Origin of the sequence: Larkinella soli, from assembly GCF_003703975.1 — a bacterium.
GTDB lineage: Bacteria > Bacteroidota > Bacteroidia > Cytophagales > Spirosomataceae > Larkinella > Larkinella soli.
Window position 1 is genome coordinate 204,103 of sequence record NZ_QTJY01000013.1, and the last position, 18,284, is coordinate 222,386.

The 18,284-nt window shown below is 55.1% G+C and carries 15 protein-coding genes; 6 read left to right on the forward strand and 9 right to left on the reverse strand.

From position 1 onward, the window contains the following. Positions 1–91 precede the first annotated feature (91 nt). From DX909_RS21550 to DX909_RS21575, 6 genes are all read left to right on the forward strand, one after another. Positions 92–646 (forward strand): RNA polymerase sigma factor, encoded by a 555-nt coding sequence (locus tag DX909_RS21550; protein WP_128547287.1) that lies wholly within the window; start codon positions 92–94, stop codon positions 644–646. After that, on the forward strand, positions 633–2,291 hold the full coding sequence (locus tag DX909_RS21555) for an anti-sigma factor (RefSeq protein WP_128547288.1): 1,659 nt from the start codon (positions 633–635) through the stop codon (positions 2,289–2,291). The genes DX909_RS21550 and DX909_RS21555 overlap by 14 nt, the downstream gene beginning before the upstream one ends. 90 nt (positions 2,292–2,381) lie before the next feature. Next, positions 2,382–3,632 carry a serpin family protein gene (locus tag DX909_RS21560; protein WP_128547289.1) on the forward strand — a complete coding sequence of 417 codons (1,251 nt, stop codon included), beginning with the start codon at positions 2,382–2,384 and terminating at the stop codon, positions 3,630–3,632. Continuing rightward, on the forward strand, positions 3,629–4,081 hold the full coding sequence (locus DX909_RS21565) for an META domain-containing protein (protein WP_128547290.1): 453 nt from the start codon (positions 3,629–3,631) through the stop codon (positions 4,079–4,081). The genes DX909_RS21560 and DX909_RS21565 overlap by 4 nt, the downstream gene beginning before the upstream one ends. Before the next feature lie 212 nt (positions 4,082–4,293). Further along, positions 4,294–5,586 (forward strand): LVIVD repeat-containing protein, encoded by a 1,293-nt coding sequence (locus DX909_RS21570; RefSeq protein ID WP_128547291.1) that lies wholly within the window; start codon positions 4,294–4,296, stop codon positions 5,584–5,586. Positions 5,587–5,594: 8 nt separating this feature from the next. Next, positions 5,595–6,185: a hypothetical protein gene (locus tag DX909_RS21575; RefSeq protein ID WP_128547292.1), complete on the forward strand. Its 591-nt coding sequence runs from the start codon at positions 5,595–5,597 to the stop codon at positions 6,183–6,185. Between the two features lie 55 nt (positions 6,186–6,240). Here the strand turns inward: DX909_RS21575 and typA are convergent, their stop codons facing one another. The 9 genes from typA to DX909_RS21620 form a co-directional block, all read right to left on the reverse strand. After that, positions 6,241–8,055: a translational GTPase TypA gene (gene typA / locus DX909_RS21580; protein WP_128547293.1), complete on the reverse strand. Its 1,815-nt coding sequence runs from the start codon at positions 8,053–8,055 to the stop codon at positions 6,241–6,243. Between the two features lie 159 nt (positions 8,056–8,214). Beyond that, on the reverse strand, positions 8,215–8,424 hold the full coding sequence (locus tag DX909_RS21585; RefSeq protein ID WP_128547294.1) for a hypothetical protein: 210 nt from the start codon (positions 8,422–8,424) through the stop codon (positions 8,215–8,217). A gap of 202 nt (positions 8,425–8,626) precedes the next feature. Continuing rightward, positions 8,627–8,947 carry a hypothetical protein gene (locus tag DX909_RS21590; protein ID WP_128547295.1) on the reverse strand — a complete coding sequence of 107 codons (321 nt, stop codon included), beginning with the start codon at positions 8,945–8,947 and terminating at the stop codon, positions 8,627–8,629. A gap of 103 nt (positions 8,948–9,050) precedes the next feature. Then, positions 9,051–9,899, reverse strand: coding sequence for a dienelactone hydrolase family protein (locus tag DX909_RS21595; protein ID WP_128547296.1), 849 nt, complete (start codon positions 9,897–9,899; stop codon positions 9,051–9,053). Between the two features lie 69 nt (positions 9,900–9,968). Continuing rightward, positions 9,969–11,252, reverse strand: coding sequence for a metallophosphoesterase (locus DX909_RS21600; protein ID WP_128547297.1), 1,284 nt, complete (start codon positions 11,250–11,252; stop codon positions 9,969–9,971). 67 nt (positions 11,253–11,319) lie between these two features. After that, positions 11,320–14,745, reverse strand: a complete 3,426-nt coding sequence (locus DX909_RS21605; RefSeq protein WP_128547298.1) for an efflux RND transporter permease subunit — start codon at positions 14,743–14,745, stop codon at positions 11,320–11,322. A gap of 44 nt (positions 14,746–14,789) precedes the next feature. Further along, positions 14,790–15,920, reverse strand: coding sequence for an efflux RND transporter periplasmic adaptor subunit (locus DX909_RS21610; protein WP_128547299.1), 1,131 nt, complete (start codon positions 15,918–15,920; stop codon positions 14,790–14,792). Between the two features lie 47 nt (positions 15,921–15,967). Continuing rightward, positions 15,968–17,353 (reverse strand): TolC family protein, encoded by a 1,386-nt coding sequence (locus DX909_RS21615; RefSeq protein ID WP_206513031.1) that lies wholly within the window; start codon positions 17,351–17,353, stop codon positions 15,968–15,970. Continuing rightward, the gene (locus DX909_RS21620) at positions 17,328–17,960 is read right to left on the reverse strand and encodes a TetR/AcrR family transcriptional regulator (protein WP_128547300.1); all 633 of its coding nucleotides are present in this window, start codon (positions 17,958–17,960) and stop codon (positions 17,328–17,330) included. The genes DX909_RS21615 and DX909_RS21620 overlap by 26 nt, the downstream gene beginning before the upstream one ends. Positions 17,961–18,284 lie beyond the last annotated feature (324 nt).

The window sequence follows — 18,284 nt, forward strand, 5'->3', positions numbered from 1 at the left end:
TATTCTCTCGCTGCCAGGGAATTAGGCCTGATTTTTTTTGTGTACTTTCCAACCGTTTATCTCCGGTAAGGGTCCGTAGTCATGAATTGGTATGTTGGATGAACGAGCGTTAGTTGATGGCTGTCGACATAGAGACCGTACGGCTCAGCGGAAACTCTACGAGTTATTCGCCCGGAAGCTCTTTGTGGTCAGCCAGCGGTATACCAAAAACCGGGACGATGCCGAGGACGTGCTTCAGGATGCCTTCGTAAAGGCGTTTCAGCACATCGACTCGTTTCGGTTCGAATGCCCGCTCGAAGCCTGGCTCAAACGCATCGTGATCAACACGGCGCTCAAACACATCCGCAAACAAAAGCCCTGGCAGAACCAGGCCGAACTCGACGACGTTCCGGCCGCTGCCTTACCGCAGACGGACGACAGCCTTTCGGGCCTGCACTATCAGCAGCTGCTGAAAATGGTGCAGGAACTTCCGCCGGGATGTCAGGCCGTATTTAACCTGTATGCCTTAGAAGGATACACGCACCCGGAAATCGCCGAACTGCTCGAAATTTCCGAAGGAACATCCAAATCCCAGTACGCACGCGCCCGTATGCTGCTGCAACAAAAGATTCAGAACGAACGTAGATTCCGAAATGAGTCTGTCTGAAGAAGATAAATTTAACGAAGCCTGGAGAAGCGCCTTCGACGACCAAGCCGAAAACCCGTCCGACGGGCTTTGGGAAGCTATTGAACGTCGTCTGGACGAGGAGGATAAAGGACGGGTCATCCCGATCTGGCCCCGGTTCCGGCCGTGGGCCTACGGAGCGGCTGCCGCCATTCTTACCATTGTTTTAGGATGGTGGGCCACCGAGTCCATCGAAACCATGCAGAACAACCGGCCCGTGGCCGGCCAGACCGCCCGCCCGTCCGGTGCGGAATCGGCCCAGGTACCGAATACGAAAGAAAATACCGGGGAAACTCCCGCCGGCATTACCGCATCGCCCTCGGCCTCTTCTGCGCCGGCGGATCGTCCGGGCCGTCTGTCCGACGAGACGGTAGCCGCCCGGCGTCTGCCTTCCCGCCGGAAAACGACCACCGGCCCGGAGACGAACCCTGAACTGGAAAGCTCGCAAACTGCCGGAACCATCGACCAACTGATCAAAGACCGGTCGGTTTTATCGGGGAAACGGGTTTCGCCCGCGCCGGAAATTTTAAAGTCGCAGGAAGCCCTGGTCGCCAATCCGCAGGGCAGCCGCCCGGCCAACCGGCCCGATCAGCCGCAGGTTTCCTTTTCGGCGCCGTCGGCCGCCCGGACAGGGGAGCCATCCCCAATCCCGGCCGGAGGTAATCCTGCCGAACCCGCCGAAGAACGCCTGGCTTTTGACGCCGACCTGCTGAAAGGCAAAGCCATTCAGGGGAGACGTTACACGCAGGTCGATCGGATCGTCTGGTACCGGGCTCCAGAGACCGCCGTCGAACCGCAGATCAAAGAACGCGCCCGCAAAGAATACTGGGCGGGTCTGACGGCAACCCCGACCTCGTTCAATCCGATGGCCTCGGTGGGTCTGGTGGGGCAGTCGAATTACGGCCTGGCTTATGTCTCATCCAATTCCGTACAGCAGGGCCGGTTCCAGCAGGAAGGGTCTACCGTCCAGAACAAAGCCCGGATTTCAATGGCCTGGCAGGCCGGTGGCGGAGTTCATCTGAGCCGGCACTGGTCGGTTGAAACCGGGGTTCAGTACCTGAACGGCCGGTCACAGGCCATCAGCAATTCGGCCGTTGCCAACGCCTTTACCAACCAGCCCGAAAACCTGCTGGTGAATGCCGTCCGTAACAGCAGCCCGACGGTGGCCCAGGCCGACGTCCAGAAAAACATGAATACCAACTTTCTGCCGACCTCCTCGGACGGCACCTCGACGCTGGTCAACCCCGGCTTCGCGGCCGTCGTTCCGGAGGAGCAGAGCGTTTCGAACAACTTCCAGTATCTGCAGATTCCGGTCCAGCTCGGGTATCATATCCTGCCCGACAATAAGCTCAGCTACGCCATTCTGGCCGGGGTGATGGCCAATGTTTTTCTGCAGAACACAATCAACGGCACGGTGGAAGTAACGCCTTCCGATCAGGTCTATCGCCAGATGGTCATGGCCGGAACCGCCGGGCTGCGCATCAACTACCACCCGACGCGCCACTGGTCCGGATCCCTGACGGGTTCCTATCAGCAGGCGCTGCAGAACGGGACGGTGTCGAACGCCCAGCTTCAGGTTCAGCCCCAGGCGATTGGAGTCGGTTTCGGACTGAACTATCATTTTTAATTTTTTTCATTCGCTTCCCAACCCTTTTCCTTCCCGTCGGGTCTTTACTCATGAGCGCTCAGCAAATGGTGTAACCAAATCCGATTTGTGATGAGAAAAGTAGCTTTTTTAAAGAATACGGTGCTGGCCGCAACGGCCGGGTTTCTGCTGACGACGGCGGGCTGCCGGAATGAGAATGCACCCAATCCCGGCGGAAACCCGCTGCCCTCGACGCCCCAGGCCCGGCAGTTTGCCCAAAAGACCAACGACTTCTCCTTCGACTTCCTGAAACGGGTCAACGACCAGCAGAAGAAGGACGAAAATATTTTCATTTCCCCGCTGAGCCTGCACATGGCGCTCGGTATGCTCCTGAACGGGGCCGACGGCCAGACGGCGGAAGAGATGAAAAAAGCGATGCGTCTGGAAGGCGTATCGCTGGCCGACGCCAACCAAACCTATGAGATGCTGATCAAGGGGCTGCCCACCGCTGATCCGAAAGTAACAACAAAGCTTGCCAATTCCATCTGGTACCGGAACGGCTTCTCCGTGGAGCCGGCTTTTCTGGACGAGGCCCGGAAATCCTTCAGCGCTCAGGTGTCGGGGGAGGATTTCGGCAACCCTGCCCCGGTGATGAATAAGATCAACCAATGGGCGAGCGACAATACGAACGCCAAAATCAGGAAGGTGATTACGGAGATTCGGGACGAGCAGGTGATGTTTCTGCTGAATGCGCTGTATTTCAAAGGCGACTGGAAATACCAGTTCGAACCGAAAAATACCTACGATTCGCCGTTCCGGTCGGAATCCGGCACGCAGAAACAGGTACGGATGATGAGCATGAACGCCAACCTGCGTCATGCCTTCCGCCCGACCTACGGAGCCTTCGACCTGCCCTACGGCGACGGCACCTACACCATGACGGTACTGCTGCCGAACGAAAACTCGTCTGCCGACGCGTTGATCAACAGCCTGAATGCCGGCGAATGGAGCGAGCTGCAGAACGCCATGAAGGAGAGCAAGGTGCTGGTGGGCCTGCCGAAGTTTACGCTGGAATACGAGAGCTTCCTCAATGATGTGCTGGCGAAGATGGGCATGCCCACAGCCTTTACCGACGGGGCCAACTTCTCGAAGATCAGCAAAGGCCAGGGGCTAAAGGTCAGCTTCGTAAAACAGAACACCTTTGTGGCGGTGGATGAGAAGGGAACGGAAGCGGCCGCGGTCACGAGCATCGGCGTCGAATTGACTTCCATGCCGCCCTCACTGGTCTGCGACCGGCCTTTCGTAGTCATGATTACCGAAAAGCAGACCGGCTCGGTTCTGTTCATGGGTAAAATCGTCGATCCGAAAACGACTTCGTTATGAGAACGATTCTCGCCCTGATTACCGGTTTATTCCTGATGGCCGCCGGCTGCGACCGGGGCAGCGATTCGACGGTTCAGCCCGTGTCCATCGAAACCATCGCCGGAAAATACCGGCTGGCCGAACCGGCTTCTAAATTCGAGGTGACGCTGGAGATCAGCCCCGATTCGGCCGGAACGGAAGTCAAAAACGCGGTGGCCTACCGCATCGGCGGCCGCTCGTCGGTGAACCATTACTTCGGTGCCCTGACCGGCTCGAAGACGTCCGACCAGGTGACGATCAGCGCGATCGGCAGCACGAAAATGGCCGGACCAGCCGACGCCATGCAGTTCGAATTCGATTACTTCGAAAAGCTCAGGGCGGTGAAACGCTTTGAGATGGCCGGCAACCGGCTTCGTCTGATCGCCGAGGGAGAGAAACCGGGCATTCTGACCTTTGAAAAAACGAATTAATACAACCTGATAAACGGAGTGAAGCCGGTGCAGGCTCACACCAGCCGGTTTCCTCCGGAATCATCAATACCGTAGTAAAGATCTGACCTCTGATTCATTGTGCAAATCGGATTGCCCGACGGCCCTGCCAGTCGGGCAATTTTTTTGTCTCGAATCCAACTGTTTCAGAATCAGCGGGGTCATGATAGTACATTTCCAAATAACCCTGTGCTATGAGACCGAAACTTTACTTTTTGCTTTCCGTTCTGCCCTTTCTTTACTCCTCCTGTACGGACCGGTGTGAAGAAACCCGCACGTTCCGGCGGTTTACGCCCATGACGATAACGTTCGCCCAGGTTCGTCAGGCCGTTCAGACCGAGCCGCCCCGCAGCCTGGTCAACCCCGGCAAGATTTACACGAAAGACGGTTTTCTGTTCATCAACGAGATCAAGGAAGGGATTCACGTCATCGACAACCGGAATCCGTCCGATCCGAAGATGGTTTCGTTCCTGCGCATACCGGGCAACGGCGACATGGCCGTCCGCAATAACGTGCTGTATGCCGACAGTTACATGGACCTCGTGGCGCTGGACATCAGCAACCCGCAGGGCGTCCGGGAGCTGAAGCGGATTCAGGACGTCTTCCCGAACGGTCAGTTCGACGGCGGCTGGTGGAGCCCGAACCAGCAGCAGCAGATCATCAACGATCAGAAGGTCGAATACGTCACGGAAACCGTCAAAACCGACTGCGACAACTCCGTCAACGCCAACGGAGGCTGTATCAACTGCCTCGTCTTCGACAGCCGGGGAGTGGCCCAGAGTTTCAACAACGCTCAGGCGGCCAACGGCAGCACCAGCGGCACGGCCGGCTCGATGTCGCGGTTTGCGCTGTACGACAACTTCCTGTATACGGTCAACCAGTCGGAACTCCAGCTTTTCGATATCAAAACCCCGTCAAACCCGGGTAAAGCCGGCAAGGTGAACCTCGGCTGGGGCATCGAAACCATCTTCCCCTACCGCGACAAGCTGTTCATCGGCGCTCAGTCGGGGATGCACATCTACGACAACCGCAACCCGGAAAAGCCGGTGCATATGTCGACCTTCGAGCACGCCCGCGTCTGCGATCCGGTGGTGGTCCATGAAAATACGGCTTATGTGACGCTGCGGTCGGGTACCCCCTGTCAGGGCTTTACGAACCAGCTGGACGTCGTGGACGTATCCAATCTGTACAGCCCCCGGCTGATCAGGAGTTATCCCATGAAGAACCCGCATGGCCTGGGCGTCGACTTCCCGAATCTGTTCATCACGGAAGGAGCCTACGGGTTGAAAACCTTCAACGCCGGTGATCCGCTCAAACTGGACCAACTGGAGCAGTTGGAAGGGCTGCACGCCTACGACGTCATCCCGCTCGGCAAATCGCTGCTGGTGATCGGTCAGAGCGGTTTTTACCAATATGACTACAGCAACCCCCGGAAGCTGCGGCTGTTGAGCAAAATCCCCGTGAAACGACCGTTCCCCGAAAGCTGATGCCGACCATGAAAACCAGACTTCTCTGCGGCATCGGGCTGCTCGGCCTGCTCGCTTTCCCTGCCTTTTCCCAGAAAGGCCCTTTTAAGCCCACTTACACGAACATGACTGAATTCGGGGTTCTGTTCGGGCAGGTGAGATATAACGTCACAGCGGCCACGGAAACCGTCTCCAAACGGCAGAACATCACGGCCCAAACCTTCAACGGCGTACAGCTGCGGCCGAAGCTCGCCGTCGGCGGCACCGTGGGTGTCGACTGGTACCATTCGGCTTTGCTGATGCCGGTTTGTGCGGGTGTGCGGTATGATCTGGCACAGCCGGGCAAGAAGAACCTCCGGGTGTTCACCAGCCTCGACACAGGCTACAGCTTTCCCTGGCTGAACGAAGATCCCACCGGCTACGAAACCCGGGGCGGCTGGGTGATTTCGCCCGGCATCGGTTTTCGCATCGGGCGGCCTCAGAATGCCAACTTCATTCTATCGCTCAGTTACAAGCGCCAGGAAGCGGAAGCCGACAAACCGCTGGGCTGGAACGAAACCTACAAATTTGAAACCCGGGTTTACAACCGGATTGCCTTTCGGCTCGGACTTAGTTTTTAATGAAAACAAAAAACCCGGCCCGATGAGATCGGGCCGGGTTTTTTCGGTTATTCTATCAGGCCATTGCCATTTTGTTCTCCATGCGCTTCCGCTCGTTCTCATCGAGGTAGATTTTGCGCATCCGAATGGATTTCGGCGTAATTTCCAGGTATTCGTCTTTCTGGATGTATTCCATGGATTCCTCCAGCGAAAAGCTGATTTTGGGGGTGATTTTGACGTTGTCGTCCGAACCGGAAGCCCGCATGTTGGTCAGTTTCTTGGCGTTCTGGAGGTTCACCACGATGTCGTTCTGGCGGTTGTGTTCACCGACCACCTGACCCGTATACACGTCTTCGCCCGGATCGATGAAGAAAACCCCGCGATCCTGAAGTTTGTCGATTGAATAAGCCGTTGCCGGCCCGCCGTTCATCGAAATCAGCGAACCGTTGATCCGGCCGGCGATGGGCCCTTTGTAGAGCTGGAAATCCTTGAAGCGGTGGCTCATGACGGCCTCTCCGAACGTAGCGGTCAGGACGTTGGAACGCAGGCCGATCAGCCCCCGCGACGGAATCTCGAACTCCAGGTGCTGCAGGTCGCCTTTCGGCTCCATGATCAGCAGTTCGCCTTTCCGCTGCGTCGCCAGTTCGATTACCTTGCCGGCGGTTTCTTCCGGGACGTCGACGACCAGCGTTTCGATCGGCTCCAGCCGGTTGCCGTGTTCGTCTTCCTTAAAAATCACCTGCGGCTGCCCGACCTGAAGCTCGTAGCCTTCGCGACGCATGGTTTCGATCAGGACCGACAAGTGCAGAATGCCCCGGCCGAATACCAGAAATTTATCTTCATTATCGGTCGTTTCGACGCGGAGCGCCAGGTTCTTTTCCGTTTCCTTGAACAGACGGTCGCGGAGGTGACGGGACGTTACGAATTTACCTTCCTTCCCGAAGAACGGGGAGTTGTTGATGGTAAAGAGCATGTTCATCGTCGGCTCGTCGACCGAAATACGCGGCAGCGCTTCCGGAGTCTCGGCATCGGTCAGCGTGTCGCCGATCTCGAAATCTTCCAGACCCGTTACGGCGCAGATTTCACCGGAAGACACCTCGGCCACTTTCTGCTTGCCCAGGCCTTCGAACACCTGAAGTTCTTTGATCTTTACTTTCTTGATGGACCCGTCGGCTTTCACCAGCGCCATCTGAGCGCCTTCACGCAGGGTGCCGCGGTTGACGCGACCGATGGCGATCCGGCCGACGAACGAAGAGTAATCGAGGGAAGTGATCTGCATCTGCGGCAAACCCTCGTTGACGGGTGCCGGCGGAATGACCTCGACGATCGTATCGAGCAGAAAGGTGATGTTGTCGGTAGGGGTTTTCCAGTCCTGGCTCATCCAGCCCTGTTTGGAAGACCCGAACACGGTTACGAAATCCAGCTGGTCTTCGGTGCCGCCGAGATTGAACATCAGGTCGAACACCTGCTCCTGCACCTCTTCCGGGCGGCAGTTCTCCTTGTCGACCTTGTTGACGATCACCACCGGTTTCAGGCCCAGCTGGAGGGCTTTGCTCAATACGAAGCGCGTCTGGGGCATCGGCCCTTCGAACGCATCGACCAGCAGCAGTACGCCGTCGGCCATTTTCAGGACCCGCTCGACCTCGCCCCCGAAATCGGAGTGGCCCGGGGTGTCGATGATGTTGATTTTCACATCCTTGTAGCGGACGGAAACGTTTTTCGAGACAATGGTAATACCCCGCTCCCGCTCCAGGTCGTTGTTGTCCAGGATCAGGTCCTCGAACTCCTGGTTTTCCCGAAAGATCTTGGAGGCATGAATGATTTTGTCGACCAGCGTCGTTTTACCGTGGTCAACGTGTGCTATAATAGCTATGTTGCGAATGGATTGCATACAATTTCAGGTCGGGACCTTTTCAGCCTGCAAAATTACTGAATTTTTAGCTGAATAACAGATTTTTACAATTTATTAATCTATAACAAAACAAAAAGCCGGTTTGATCCGGCTATAAGTACAATTCCTGTTCCAGAAGGTCCTCCGACCCCCGGTTTTTTAATGGTTCGGACAGCCGCAGGGGTTTTTCTTGCGGAACAGGCCCCACATAAACCCTTTTTTCTTGCGGTATCCCCGTGCCTTCTTGCGTTTGAAGACCGAGACGGTTTTCACCTCGCCGGCGGCCGTTGTCGAAACGGCGGTTTCGGCCAGGGTTTCCATCGGAAGCAGAAATCCGGCCATCAGACCCAGTATCAATACTTTTTTCATAACTGCTGCTTGCTGCTTTCTTACTACCTTACCCTAAAACGCAAAGACGCCGGGTTTTGACGCAAAATACGGAAAGAATTTTAATTATCGGCCCAAAACCCATTCAAAGGCCTTTTCCTGAGCACGAAACCGAAGAATATATAACAAAAATACCGACCCTTTCGTGTCGGTATTTTTGTTATCATTTGTCAACCTTCCCGCCTTAACGCGGCCCCCGGCTTCTCGGCGAACGATAACCGTATTGAGGAGACTGACGATATTGGGGAGACTGACGGTAATGGGGTCGATATTGAGGAGCCCGGTAAGACCGGCGATACGGCCGGCCATAATATACCCTCGGTGGGGGCGTCACGATCACGGGCGGAGCCGGGCGGTAATAATACGGCCGGTAGCCATACCCATAGCCATAATTCGGTCCATAGCCGTAGTCGGCTCTCACACCGACGGCCGCCGGAGCACAACTGGCCAGAACCAGACCAATCAGCAGCACCGGAAGCATCGAAATCAGTTTACGCGTTTTCATGGTTGTAAACGGTCTAAGCGGTTAGTTTCTGATAGCCATCTTAAGCTACCGTTAGACTGATTTGGTGTACAATAGTTTAACGCATAAACCGCCTAAATCGTTTTTATGCCTTCAGCCGATTTTTCAAATAATCAAGGGTCAGCTTGTAGGCATCGGCCGTCGCTTCCTTGTTGTGTCCCGGGTTGCTCGGGTTGGCGAAAGCATGCGGGGCGTCGTACATTTTCACGGTCACCTTTTTGCCGGCTTCCTTCATGTTTTTCTCGAATTCGGCGACGGTAGCCGGCGGAATTCCGGAATCCTGCGCTCCAAAGATTCCGAGCACGTCGGTATTGAGGGTTTTAAGCCGCTCCACATTTTTCTCCGGCTGCCCGTAATAAACCACACAGCCGACCGCCTGCTTGCCTCCCAGCAGGGCGGATTGCAGCGACATACCGCCCCCGAAGCACCAGCCGATGCTCGCTATTCTGGCGTTCGGGCCGACGAAACCGATGGCTCCCTGCATGATGGCTCCCAGCCGTTCGCGCGGTGCCTGGACGAGTTTGGAAGCCTCCTCACGGGTGGTGGCTACTTTTCCGTCATACATATCCACCGCCAGCACGTTGACGTCCGTCAGGTCGTTGTAAAGCTTTTCAGCCTCCTGCTTGATGTAATCGTTCAGGCCCCACCATTCCTGGTAAACCAGCAGCCATTTGTCGGAAGGGTTTTTGGCTTTCAAGAGAAACCCGTTGGCTTCCTGACCGTCGGGCGTTTTGAATTTAATCATGTCGCCGGCCGCGCTCCGGTAGGTGTAGGGCAGCGGTTCTTCATGCAGCATTACGAACCCTTTATTACTCGCCAGCATAGCCATATCGTTCGATACGTCGGCGATGGGTTTGTGGCAGCAGGCCGGGTCCTGGGCAAAGGCGGCCAGCGAGAGGCAGAATGTCCCCGCCAATAACAGCACATTTCTCATAACTGAAGTGAAAACAAGGTGGAAGTTAAGCGTGTCGATAAGTTAATCGTTTTCATCAGGAAATCGGCATCAGGCTTTCTTCAACTCAAAAATGGTGACCTCCGGCAGAATTCCGACCCGCCCCGGGTAGCCCAGATAGCCGTAGCCCCGGTTGACGTAAAGATACTGATTGCCCTCCGTATACAATCCGGCCCACTGCCTGTACACATACTGCGAAGGGCTCCACCGGATAGTGCCGACCTCCACGCCAAACTGCATTCCGTGGGTATGCCCGGCGAACATGACGTCGATATCCGGAAACTGAGGCCGCACCTGCGCATCCCAGTGGCTCGGGTCGTGGGAAAGCAGCAACTTAACCGGCTGTTCCTCCGCCCCTTTATACGCTTGGGCCAGATTGCCGTACTTCGGCCAGCGGGCCCCCGCCCCCCAGTTCTGAATGCCTATTAAAGCGATTGTGTCGCCGTTTTGTTCTAAAATCCGGTTCTCGTCCAGCAGCAGATTCCAGCCCAGCAGCTTGTGAGCCGCCATGAGGTTCTGCAGGTTCTTCCGCTTGGCGTCCTGGCTCGGCCAGTTGACGTAATCGCCGTAATCGTGATTGCCGAGCGTCGAATAGACGCCCAACGGAGCCTTCACCTTTCTGAAGATGTCGATGTAATCCTGCACCTCATCGGCGGTATTATTGACGAGGTCGCCCGTAAAGAACACCAGGTCCGGTTTCTCGCCGAGCAGCAGATCCACCCCGCCCTTCACGGCGGTTTTGTTGAAAAAGCTCCCGGAATGGATATCCGACAGCTGCGCGATCTTCAGGCCGTCGAAACCGGAAGGGAGATTTTTCAGGGACAGCCGGATGCGCCGGATGCGGTAATCGTGAGCGCCCGACACGATGCCGTAGGTGAACGCCACCAGCGGAACGGCTCCGGCAATAAGGGCGGTTTTCATCAGAAATTCCGAGCGGGGAATGACGTTGTTCGCAGCCGGAATGGTTTCCCGACTGGTGTCGTTCACCGCAGCCCGGACGTCGGGGCTGTAGAACAGCGAGGCCACCCAGCGGACAAACCGGCCCAGGTCATCCACCAGAATGAACAGGATGGCGAATACTTTTGAAAAATAGGGAATCAGAATGGCCGTCCAGATAAAGCTTCGGGCCACACGCCCGACCGCATCGGGCGGCAGCAGCTGCATGGTCAGGTAGGTGATGATGGTGAGAGCAGTAAATCCCCAGTAGAGGTAGGTGACGATGCGCTGGGTGGTTTCGCCGGCCGAGCGTGTTACGGTTTTGATGGCCTGAAAAACATACCAGTCCAGCAGCAGAAGAACGGCGGATACGATAAAAAACAAAACGATACGGTTCATAATGGCAGAAAAATAAACCCCACAGCGTAAACGGAGGCTGTGGGGTTTGGTTCAGTGTTTTGGTCGATTATTCATTGACGAACTCCGGCTCCGGGGCGGGTTCGGCGGTTTTTTTCACAAACCGGGCTTTGACGCGCTCGTTGAGCCAGTACATACAGGGAACGATCACCAGCGTCAGAACCGTCGAAAAGGTCAGACCGTAGATGATGGTCCAGGCCAGAATGTTCCAGAAGACGGCGCTGTCACCACCGATCAGCACGTGCGGATCGAAATCCCGGAACAGTCCGACGAAGTCGATGGTCAGACCGAGAGCCAGCGGGATCAGCCCCAGAACGGCGGCTGAGGCCGTCAGCAACACCGGCGTCAGACGAATCCCGCCGGCTTCGATGATCGCTTCCCGCAGCGGCATGCCGCGTCCGCGGAGTTCCTCGATGAACTCGATGAGCAGAATCCCGTTCTTCACCACAATACCGGCCAGGGCGATGATGCCGACCCCGGACATGATGATCGAGAACGTTTTGCCCGTAATCATGAAGCCCAGAAGCACCCCGATCAGCGACAGCAGGATGGTTACGAAGATAATCAGCGGCTTGACGGCCGAGTTGAACTGCGTCGACAGGATCAGGTAGATCAGCAGGATGGCGGCACCGAAGGCCGTCATCAGGAATTGCGCCGATTCCTGCTGCTGTTCCTGCTCACCGCCCATCCGGACCACATAGCCGTTCGGAACCTCGATGTCCCGCACCACTTCCTGAATCTGCTGAACGATCTCGTTGGCGTTGTAGCCCGGAACGACGTCGGAACTCAGCGTAACCACCCGCTCCTGGTTCTGCCGGTTGATCTGGCTGAAGGTGGTCGAGTAGCTGATATCGGCGACGGACTGGATAGGAACCTGGCGCAGCTGGCCCCCTGCATTCATATCCCGGTAGACCATGTTCAGACTCAGCAGTTGTTCGATCTGGCTGCGGTCGTCCGGTTTCAGCCGGACCATGATCGGATACTCGTCCTTGTCGTCCCGGAACTTCGATACTTCCAGACCGAAAAGGGCGGTCCGAACGGCCATCGCAACCTGCGAAGACGAAATCCCTTCCCGTTCCGCCTTTTCGCGGTCGATGTTGATCACGATCTCCGGTTTGTTGGTAATCAGGTCGGATTTCAGCTGGTCGATCCCCTCGATGCCGGCCTGAGTGATCCGCTGGCGAACCTGCTTTTCCAGATTCTGAAGCGTTTTGAAATCATCCCCGGCAATTTCAATCGCAATGGGTTTACCGGTCTGCGGACCATTGTTTTCCCGTTCCACCGAGATTTCGGTACCCGGAATACCCTGCATGGCCGTCCGGACCTTATTCAGAACCTCCTGCGTCGACAGGCCGTGGCGGTCTTCGTTCTTTACGAATGCGACCGTCACCTTCGACTTATGCGGGGTATCGGACCGGTCCGGGTTGAACGGGTCGCCGGCGTTTTTACCGACGTTGGCAATGACCGAGTTGACGATATCGGTAGCATTGTTTTCGTCCAGTACCTTGAAGATCCGTTTCTCGATTACTTTCGTGACCGAATCGGTCACCCGGGCATCCGTTCCCACCGGCATCACGTTGTAAACGTAGACATAGTCGGGTTCGCCACTCGGGAAAAAGATTACCTTCGGCTGCACCACGCCCATCAGCATGAACGTACCGATCAGCAGTACAAACATGCTGAGGATGGCCCAGACCGGCCGCCAGCCCGTCAGAATCCAGGAGATCAGCTTCCGATAGCCGTTTTTGAGTCCCGGCAGCAGGTTCTCCTGGAAAGGAACGATGATGCGCGGGGTCAGCACATAGTGGTTGAACGTATACAGAACGATCAGGGCCACGAACAGGTTACCGATACCCCGGTCGATCAGGTAGCCCAGCACGGCCAGCACGGCCATGATGATCAGCGGCCGGCGGATGGCCCGGAAGCTCTGTTTGTCTTCATGATGGTCGTCTTCGTGCCGTTTCATGAAGGTCACGGCAAATACCGGGTTCATGACGTAGGCGACGAACAGCGACGCGAACAGCGTCAGGATGAGCGTCAGGGGCAGAAACTTCATAAACTCCCCGACGATGCCCGGCCAGAACAGCAGCGGGAAGAACGGAGCGATGGTCGTCAGGGTTCCCGACAATACCGGAATGAATACCTCGCCCGCAGCGGCTTTCACCGACTTCTTGATGTCCCAGTCCTTGTTCAGGTTAAAGAGCCGGTGGGTGTTTTCAATAACCACGATGGCGTCGTCCACCACGATCCCCAGCCCCAGCAGAAAGGCAAACAGCACGATGGTGTTGAGAGTAAAGGTCGTTCCGACGATCGGGCCGACGATGGGCATGCAGACGAAAGCCACCAGCGCCGACAGCGGTACCGAAAGGGCCACGAAGATGGCGTCCCGTACCCCCATGAAAAACATCAGGACCAGGACCACGAAAATAAAGCCCAGAACGACCGTATTGACCAGGTCGTGGAGGTCGGCCCGGGTCCGTTCCGACTGATCGGCCGTTACCTTGATGTCCAGCCCCTGCGGAAAGCGGCTGCTCTTGTATTCGGCAATGATCTCTTCAATGCCGTCGGCCGCCGAAATCAGGTTGGCTCCGGCCCGCTTGATCACGTTCAGCGTCACGACGGATTTACCGGCCAGACGGGCAAAATCCTGCTGATCTTCGAAGCTGTCCTGCACCTGGGCCACATCCCCCAGACGAACCGTGGCTCCGGTCGCCGTCCGGATCTGCAGTTCCTGAAGCTGCTGAACGTCGCTGAATTCCCCTTTTACCCGCAGCGTCCGTCGCACGCCGTCGACGTTCAGGTCACCGCCCGAAACGTTGATGTTTTCGCCCTGAACCGCCTGCTGGATATCAAAGAAAGCCAGGCCGGCCGACTGCATCCGGGGAAGGTCCACGTTGATCTGAATTTCACGTTCGAGGGCTCCGACAATATCCACCCGGCTGATTTCCGGGCGGGCCTCGATGGCATCCTGGAGGTCTTCGGCATATTCCTTCAGTTGTTTCAGCGAGAAGTTACCGGCCAGGTTAACGTTCATGATCGGGAACTCCGAGAAGTTGACGTCCTGGGCCGTCGGTCCGTTGTCCAGCTTCTGGGGCAGGTCGCGCCGGGCCTTGTCGATGGCATCCCGAACGCGCTGGAGGGCATCCGAAACCTGCACATCCGGGTTGAATTCGACCAGAATGACCGAAACGTCCTGCAGAGCGTTGGATTTAATCTTCTTTACGCCCGTGACGGATTTCAGCTGTTTCTCAATCGGTTTGTTGATGGTGTTCTCCACGTCGGCCGGAGCCGTTCCGAAATATACCGTGTTAATGTAGATCTGCGGAATCTTGATATCCGGGAACTGCTCCTTGGGCAGGTTATTGTAGATGAATAACCCACCCATGGTGATAATGAACGTGAAGATGTAGATCGCCGTCCGGTTCTCTACGCACCAGTTGGTGAAACTCAGGGTTTTATATTGTTCAAATTTCATGGCCTTGGTTTGGTTATCGCCATTGACTGGATAGGAATCCGATTCTAAAAGTTGATGGGCTGGCCGTCAACCAGTTCCTGATAGCCCTGCATGATGAGCTGGTCACCCGCCTGTAAGCCCTCCGTTACTTCCACCTGTCCGCCATAGCTCAAACCCAGCTTGACGGGACGCGCCTTCGCCACTTTCTTCCCGCCTTCATTGACCGCTACGTAGACCAGCTGCCCGTTTTCCGTGCTCTGCACCAGGTTCTGATTAATCACGATCGCTTTGGGTTTCGAGACGTCGTTGATTTTTACCTGCGCCAGCATATTCGGCTTCAGACCGTTATCCGACGGCAGGGGAGCCTCGATGGTAAACGTCCGGGAAAGCGGATCGACGGTCGTCGAAACGAAATTGATCCGGGTGGTAAGTTCTTTGTTGACATCGGGGAAGCGAACGACTACCGGGTCACCATTCCGGACGCTGCCCGCGTAGGTATCAGCCACTTTGGCGACCACCTTCAACTGAGACAGATTGACCACCCGGACGATACCCATGCCCGGCATGGCGGTTTCGCCGGCTTTCACGTTGACTTGATCGACGACCCCGGAAATCGGCGAGGTGACGTTCGATTGCGAAAGCTGGGCATTCAGCGTCACCAGCCGTTTTTCGAGCCCTTCCTTGTTATTTTTGGCCTGTAGGTACTGAATTTCAGTGCCGATCTGCTGTTTCCATAGGTTGGCCTGCTTTTCATAAACCGTATTGGCCAGCGTGAGCTGATTGCGGATTTCCTCAATGGATTCCCGGAGGATCTGATCGTCGATCTTGGCCAGCACCGAACCGGCCCGGACGGCATCGCCCTCTTTCACATACACGGCCGTAATCGGGCCTCCTGATTTTGGGCTTACCTGTACGTTGTTTTTGGCATCGATCGTGCCCTGAAGTTCCACGAAGTGTTTAAACGTCGTAGCCGTCAGCGGAGCCACGACCACATCTTTCACTTTGACCTGCTCCGCCTGCGTAGGGTCCGATTTGGCAAGTTCAGTCTCCAGCGACTTGATCTTCGCCGAAAGCTCGGTCTGCTGTTTTTTCAACTCGGCGAGTTCCTGTTTTTTCGATGCAGGGTCCGATTTTTTTTCAGAGGAACAGGCCAGGAATAAAGTGGCGGCCAGTCCGATAGCGTAGTATGATTTCATATGGTTTTGGCTGAAATACCGTCTTGAAAAGATGGGATGTATTGTAATTATTGTCCGGTGTAGAGTTTACCAAGGGCTTTGTCCAGATCTACTTTCGTAATCATATAATCGAGCAGCGAGGCAAAATAGTTGGTCTGCGCTTCCCGATAAGAGGTTTCGGCATTCAGCACCTCGATATTGGAACCGACGCCCTCCTTGTACTTGATGCGGGTTACACGAACCACCTCCTGGGCCAGATCCATATTCCGCTTCTGCGTTTGCAGTGTCTGGAGGTTATTGGCCAGCGTAATGGATGCCTGCCTGATCTGAAGGTCGATGGAGTTCTTCAGCAGTTCCCCGCTCTGGCGCACCTTATCCAGCGTAATCTTCCGTTGCTGAGCCGCATACCGTTTCTGGAAGCCGTCGAATACCGGGATGTTCAGGTTGACGGTGATGGCTGCGGAATTGAACCATTGGGTCGTCCAGAAATCCATAAAGTTGTTCCGGCCGTTGTTATGTCCGTAGGTAGCGGCCGCCGTCAGGCGCGGATAATATTGTTTCCCGATGCTTTGCAGGTCCAGATCGGCAAGGCGGGTTTGCGTTTGAAGCGTCGAATACTCGATCCGCTGTCCATAGTCGAACGCCGAGTCCAGCACGGCGGCCCGGTCCAGGTCCTGCTGTCCGTACGTCTCCACCTTATCCGTAAGCCGGATGGACGTATTCACCGGTAACCCCATCTGGAATTTTAGCAGGTAGTAGCTCAGATCGACCAGATTCTGCACGTTCTGGCGTTCGGTTTTCAGGTTATTCAACTGAACTTCCAGCCGGTCCACGTCGAGTTTTTCCACGAATCCCTGTCGTCTCAATTCATTGGTTTCCCTCAGCAGCGTATCCACCCGGGAAATATTCAGGTCAAGCAGTTTGATTCGCTCCGAACTGACCAGCACCCCGTAATAGGCTTTGGCCACCTGCTCGGCTACCGTAATTTTTGAAGCCGTGATATTTTTCTGGGCCAGTTCCCGGTAGGTTGAGGCTGCCTTGAGGCCGATCTTATACGAAGCGTCGAATAAAAGCTGGTTCAGACTTGCCGCGATGCTGCCCTGGAGTTTGACACCGAATGGAATGGCCGTGACGGCATCAGATCGGCCCGATGTATCCGGAGAGGGCCCAAAGCCGCCCGCCGGAAGGATAAACCGCTGAATAATGGCGTTGTAGGTGACCTGCCCATTCACATTCACCTGGGGCAGGGCTACTCCGCGAATCTCCTTGATACGGGCTTCGGCACTCAGAGCATCCAACTGCGTATTCCTGACGTTAAGGTTCTGCTGGGTTGCAAATTGAATAGCCTCGTTCAAAGAAAAGTCCCGTGGTTGCTGGGCCATCGCCGAGCCGGCCACGCCTATTCCCAGAAACAAACTGAAGATGATTCTATTGGGAAACGGAAGTCGGATCATTTTGATATTGTTTAATGTACTGGTTGTAGATGGATAAGCCCTTTTCGGTAAGTATGCCCCGGATGAAATGATGGAGCAGTTGGATCTGAACTTCAATCATGCCGGCCCGGCCGGTCGGGAAAACTTCGGAGTCGAATCCGAGTCGCAGCAACTCAAGCCGCAAACGCGCCATCACTTCCACATCAATCTCCGGACGATAAAGTCCTTCCTGCACACCACGTTTCAAATTTGATCGAATCGATTCGAGAAGAAATTTTTCTCTAAACTCCCTGCATAATTCCCAGGCTCTGGGATAATGGCGCTGAATATCAATCATCAATGAGGGATTCATACCTCCGGTATGTTCACGCATCATTTCAGAAGCAATCAGAATTTCTTCAATGGGGTCATGGGCATCGGCAATTTTACACTGGACATTATCACGGTTTTTTTCAACCCTATACTGAATGACTTGATAAACAATATCGTCTTTGTCCGTAAAGTGCTGATAGATCGTCTTTTTCGAAATACCAACCTCCCGGGCAATATCATCCATGGTTATACTTCGCGTGCCAAATTTCCAGAAGAGGGCTTCAGCTTTCAGCAGAATGCGTTCTTTAACTTCCACGTATTTATGACTATTTCAAGCAAAAAACGGCGGAAACTTTTTTTAAGTTCAGAGTTTCCTAAGTTTTTTATAAGAAATAATCGCTAAATCAGAAGGACAAAGGTCGAAAGGAGATCGATGAGGTTCAAGAAATTAGGCGCGAAACGGCTGATTTCAAGGACGAATCAAAGAAAAAAGAGAGATGAAAGGTAAAAGGCCAAGATAAAGTGAATTATCATTTTTGACTTTCTGTACACCGGTTACTTAAAAAGAAATATAATTTTTTAACTATTTATTTTACCAATTTAAATCTTGGGCATAAAAAAAGCGTCCGAAGCGATGCTT

Bases quoted from the DNA above. Each gene is read 5' to 3' on its own strand.
- DX909_RS21550 (WP_128547287.1), top strand. From the start codon at position 92: ATGTTGGATGAACGAGCGTTAGTTGATGGCTGTCGACATAGAGACCGT.
- DX909_RS21555 (WP_128547288.1), top strand. From the start codon at position 633: ATGAGTCTGTCTGAAGAAGATAAATTTAACGAAGCCTGGAGAAGCGCC.
- DX909_RS21560 (WP_128547289.1), top strand. From the start codon at position 2,382: ATGAGAAAAGTAGCTTTTTTAAAGAATACGGTGCTGGCCGCAACGGCC.
- DX909_RS21565 (WP_128547290.1), top strand. From the start codon at position 3,629: ATGAGAACGATTCTCGCCCTGATTACCGGTTTATTCCTGATGGCCGCC.
- DX909_RS21570 (WP_128547291.1), top strand. From the start codon at position 4,294: ATGAGACCGAAACTTTACTTTTTGCTTTCCGTTCTGCCCTTTCTTTAC.
- DX909_RS21575 (WP_128547292.1), top strand. From the start codon at position 5,595: ATGAAAACCAGACTTCTCTGCGGCATCGGGCTGCTCGGCCTGCTCGCT.
- typA (WP_128547293.1), bottom strand. From the start codon at position 8,055: ATGCAATCCATTCGCAACATAGCTATTATAGCACACGTTGACCACGGT.
- DX909_RS21585 (WP_128547294.1), bottom strand. From the start codon at position 8,424: ATGAAAAAAGTATTGATACTGGGTCTGATGGCCGGATTTCTGCTTCCG.
- DX909_RS21590 (WP_128547295.1), bottom strand. From the start codon at position 8,947: ATGAAAACGCGTAAACTGATTTCGATGCTTCCGGTGCTGCTGATTGGT.
- DX909_RS21595 (WP_128547296.1), bottom strand. From the start codon at position 9,899: ATGAGAAATGTGCTGTTATTGGCGGGGACATTCTGCCTCTCGCTGGCC.
- DX909_RS21600 (WP_128547297.1), bottom strand. From the start codon at position 11,252: ATGAACCGTATCGTTTTGTTTTTTATCGTATCCGCCGTTCTTCTGCTG.
- DX909_RS21605 (WP_128547298.1), bottom strand. From the start codon at position 14,745: ATGAAATTTGAACAATATAAAACCCTGAGTTTCACCAACTGGTGCGTA.
- DX909_RS21610 (WP_128547299.1), bottom strand. From the start codon at position 15,920: ATGAAATCATACTACGCTATCGGACTGGCCGCCACTTTATTCCTGGCC.
- DX909_RS21615 (WP_206513031.1), bottom strand. From the start codon at position 17,353: ATGATCCGACTTCCGTTTCCCAATAGAATCATCTTCAGTTTGTTTCTG.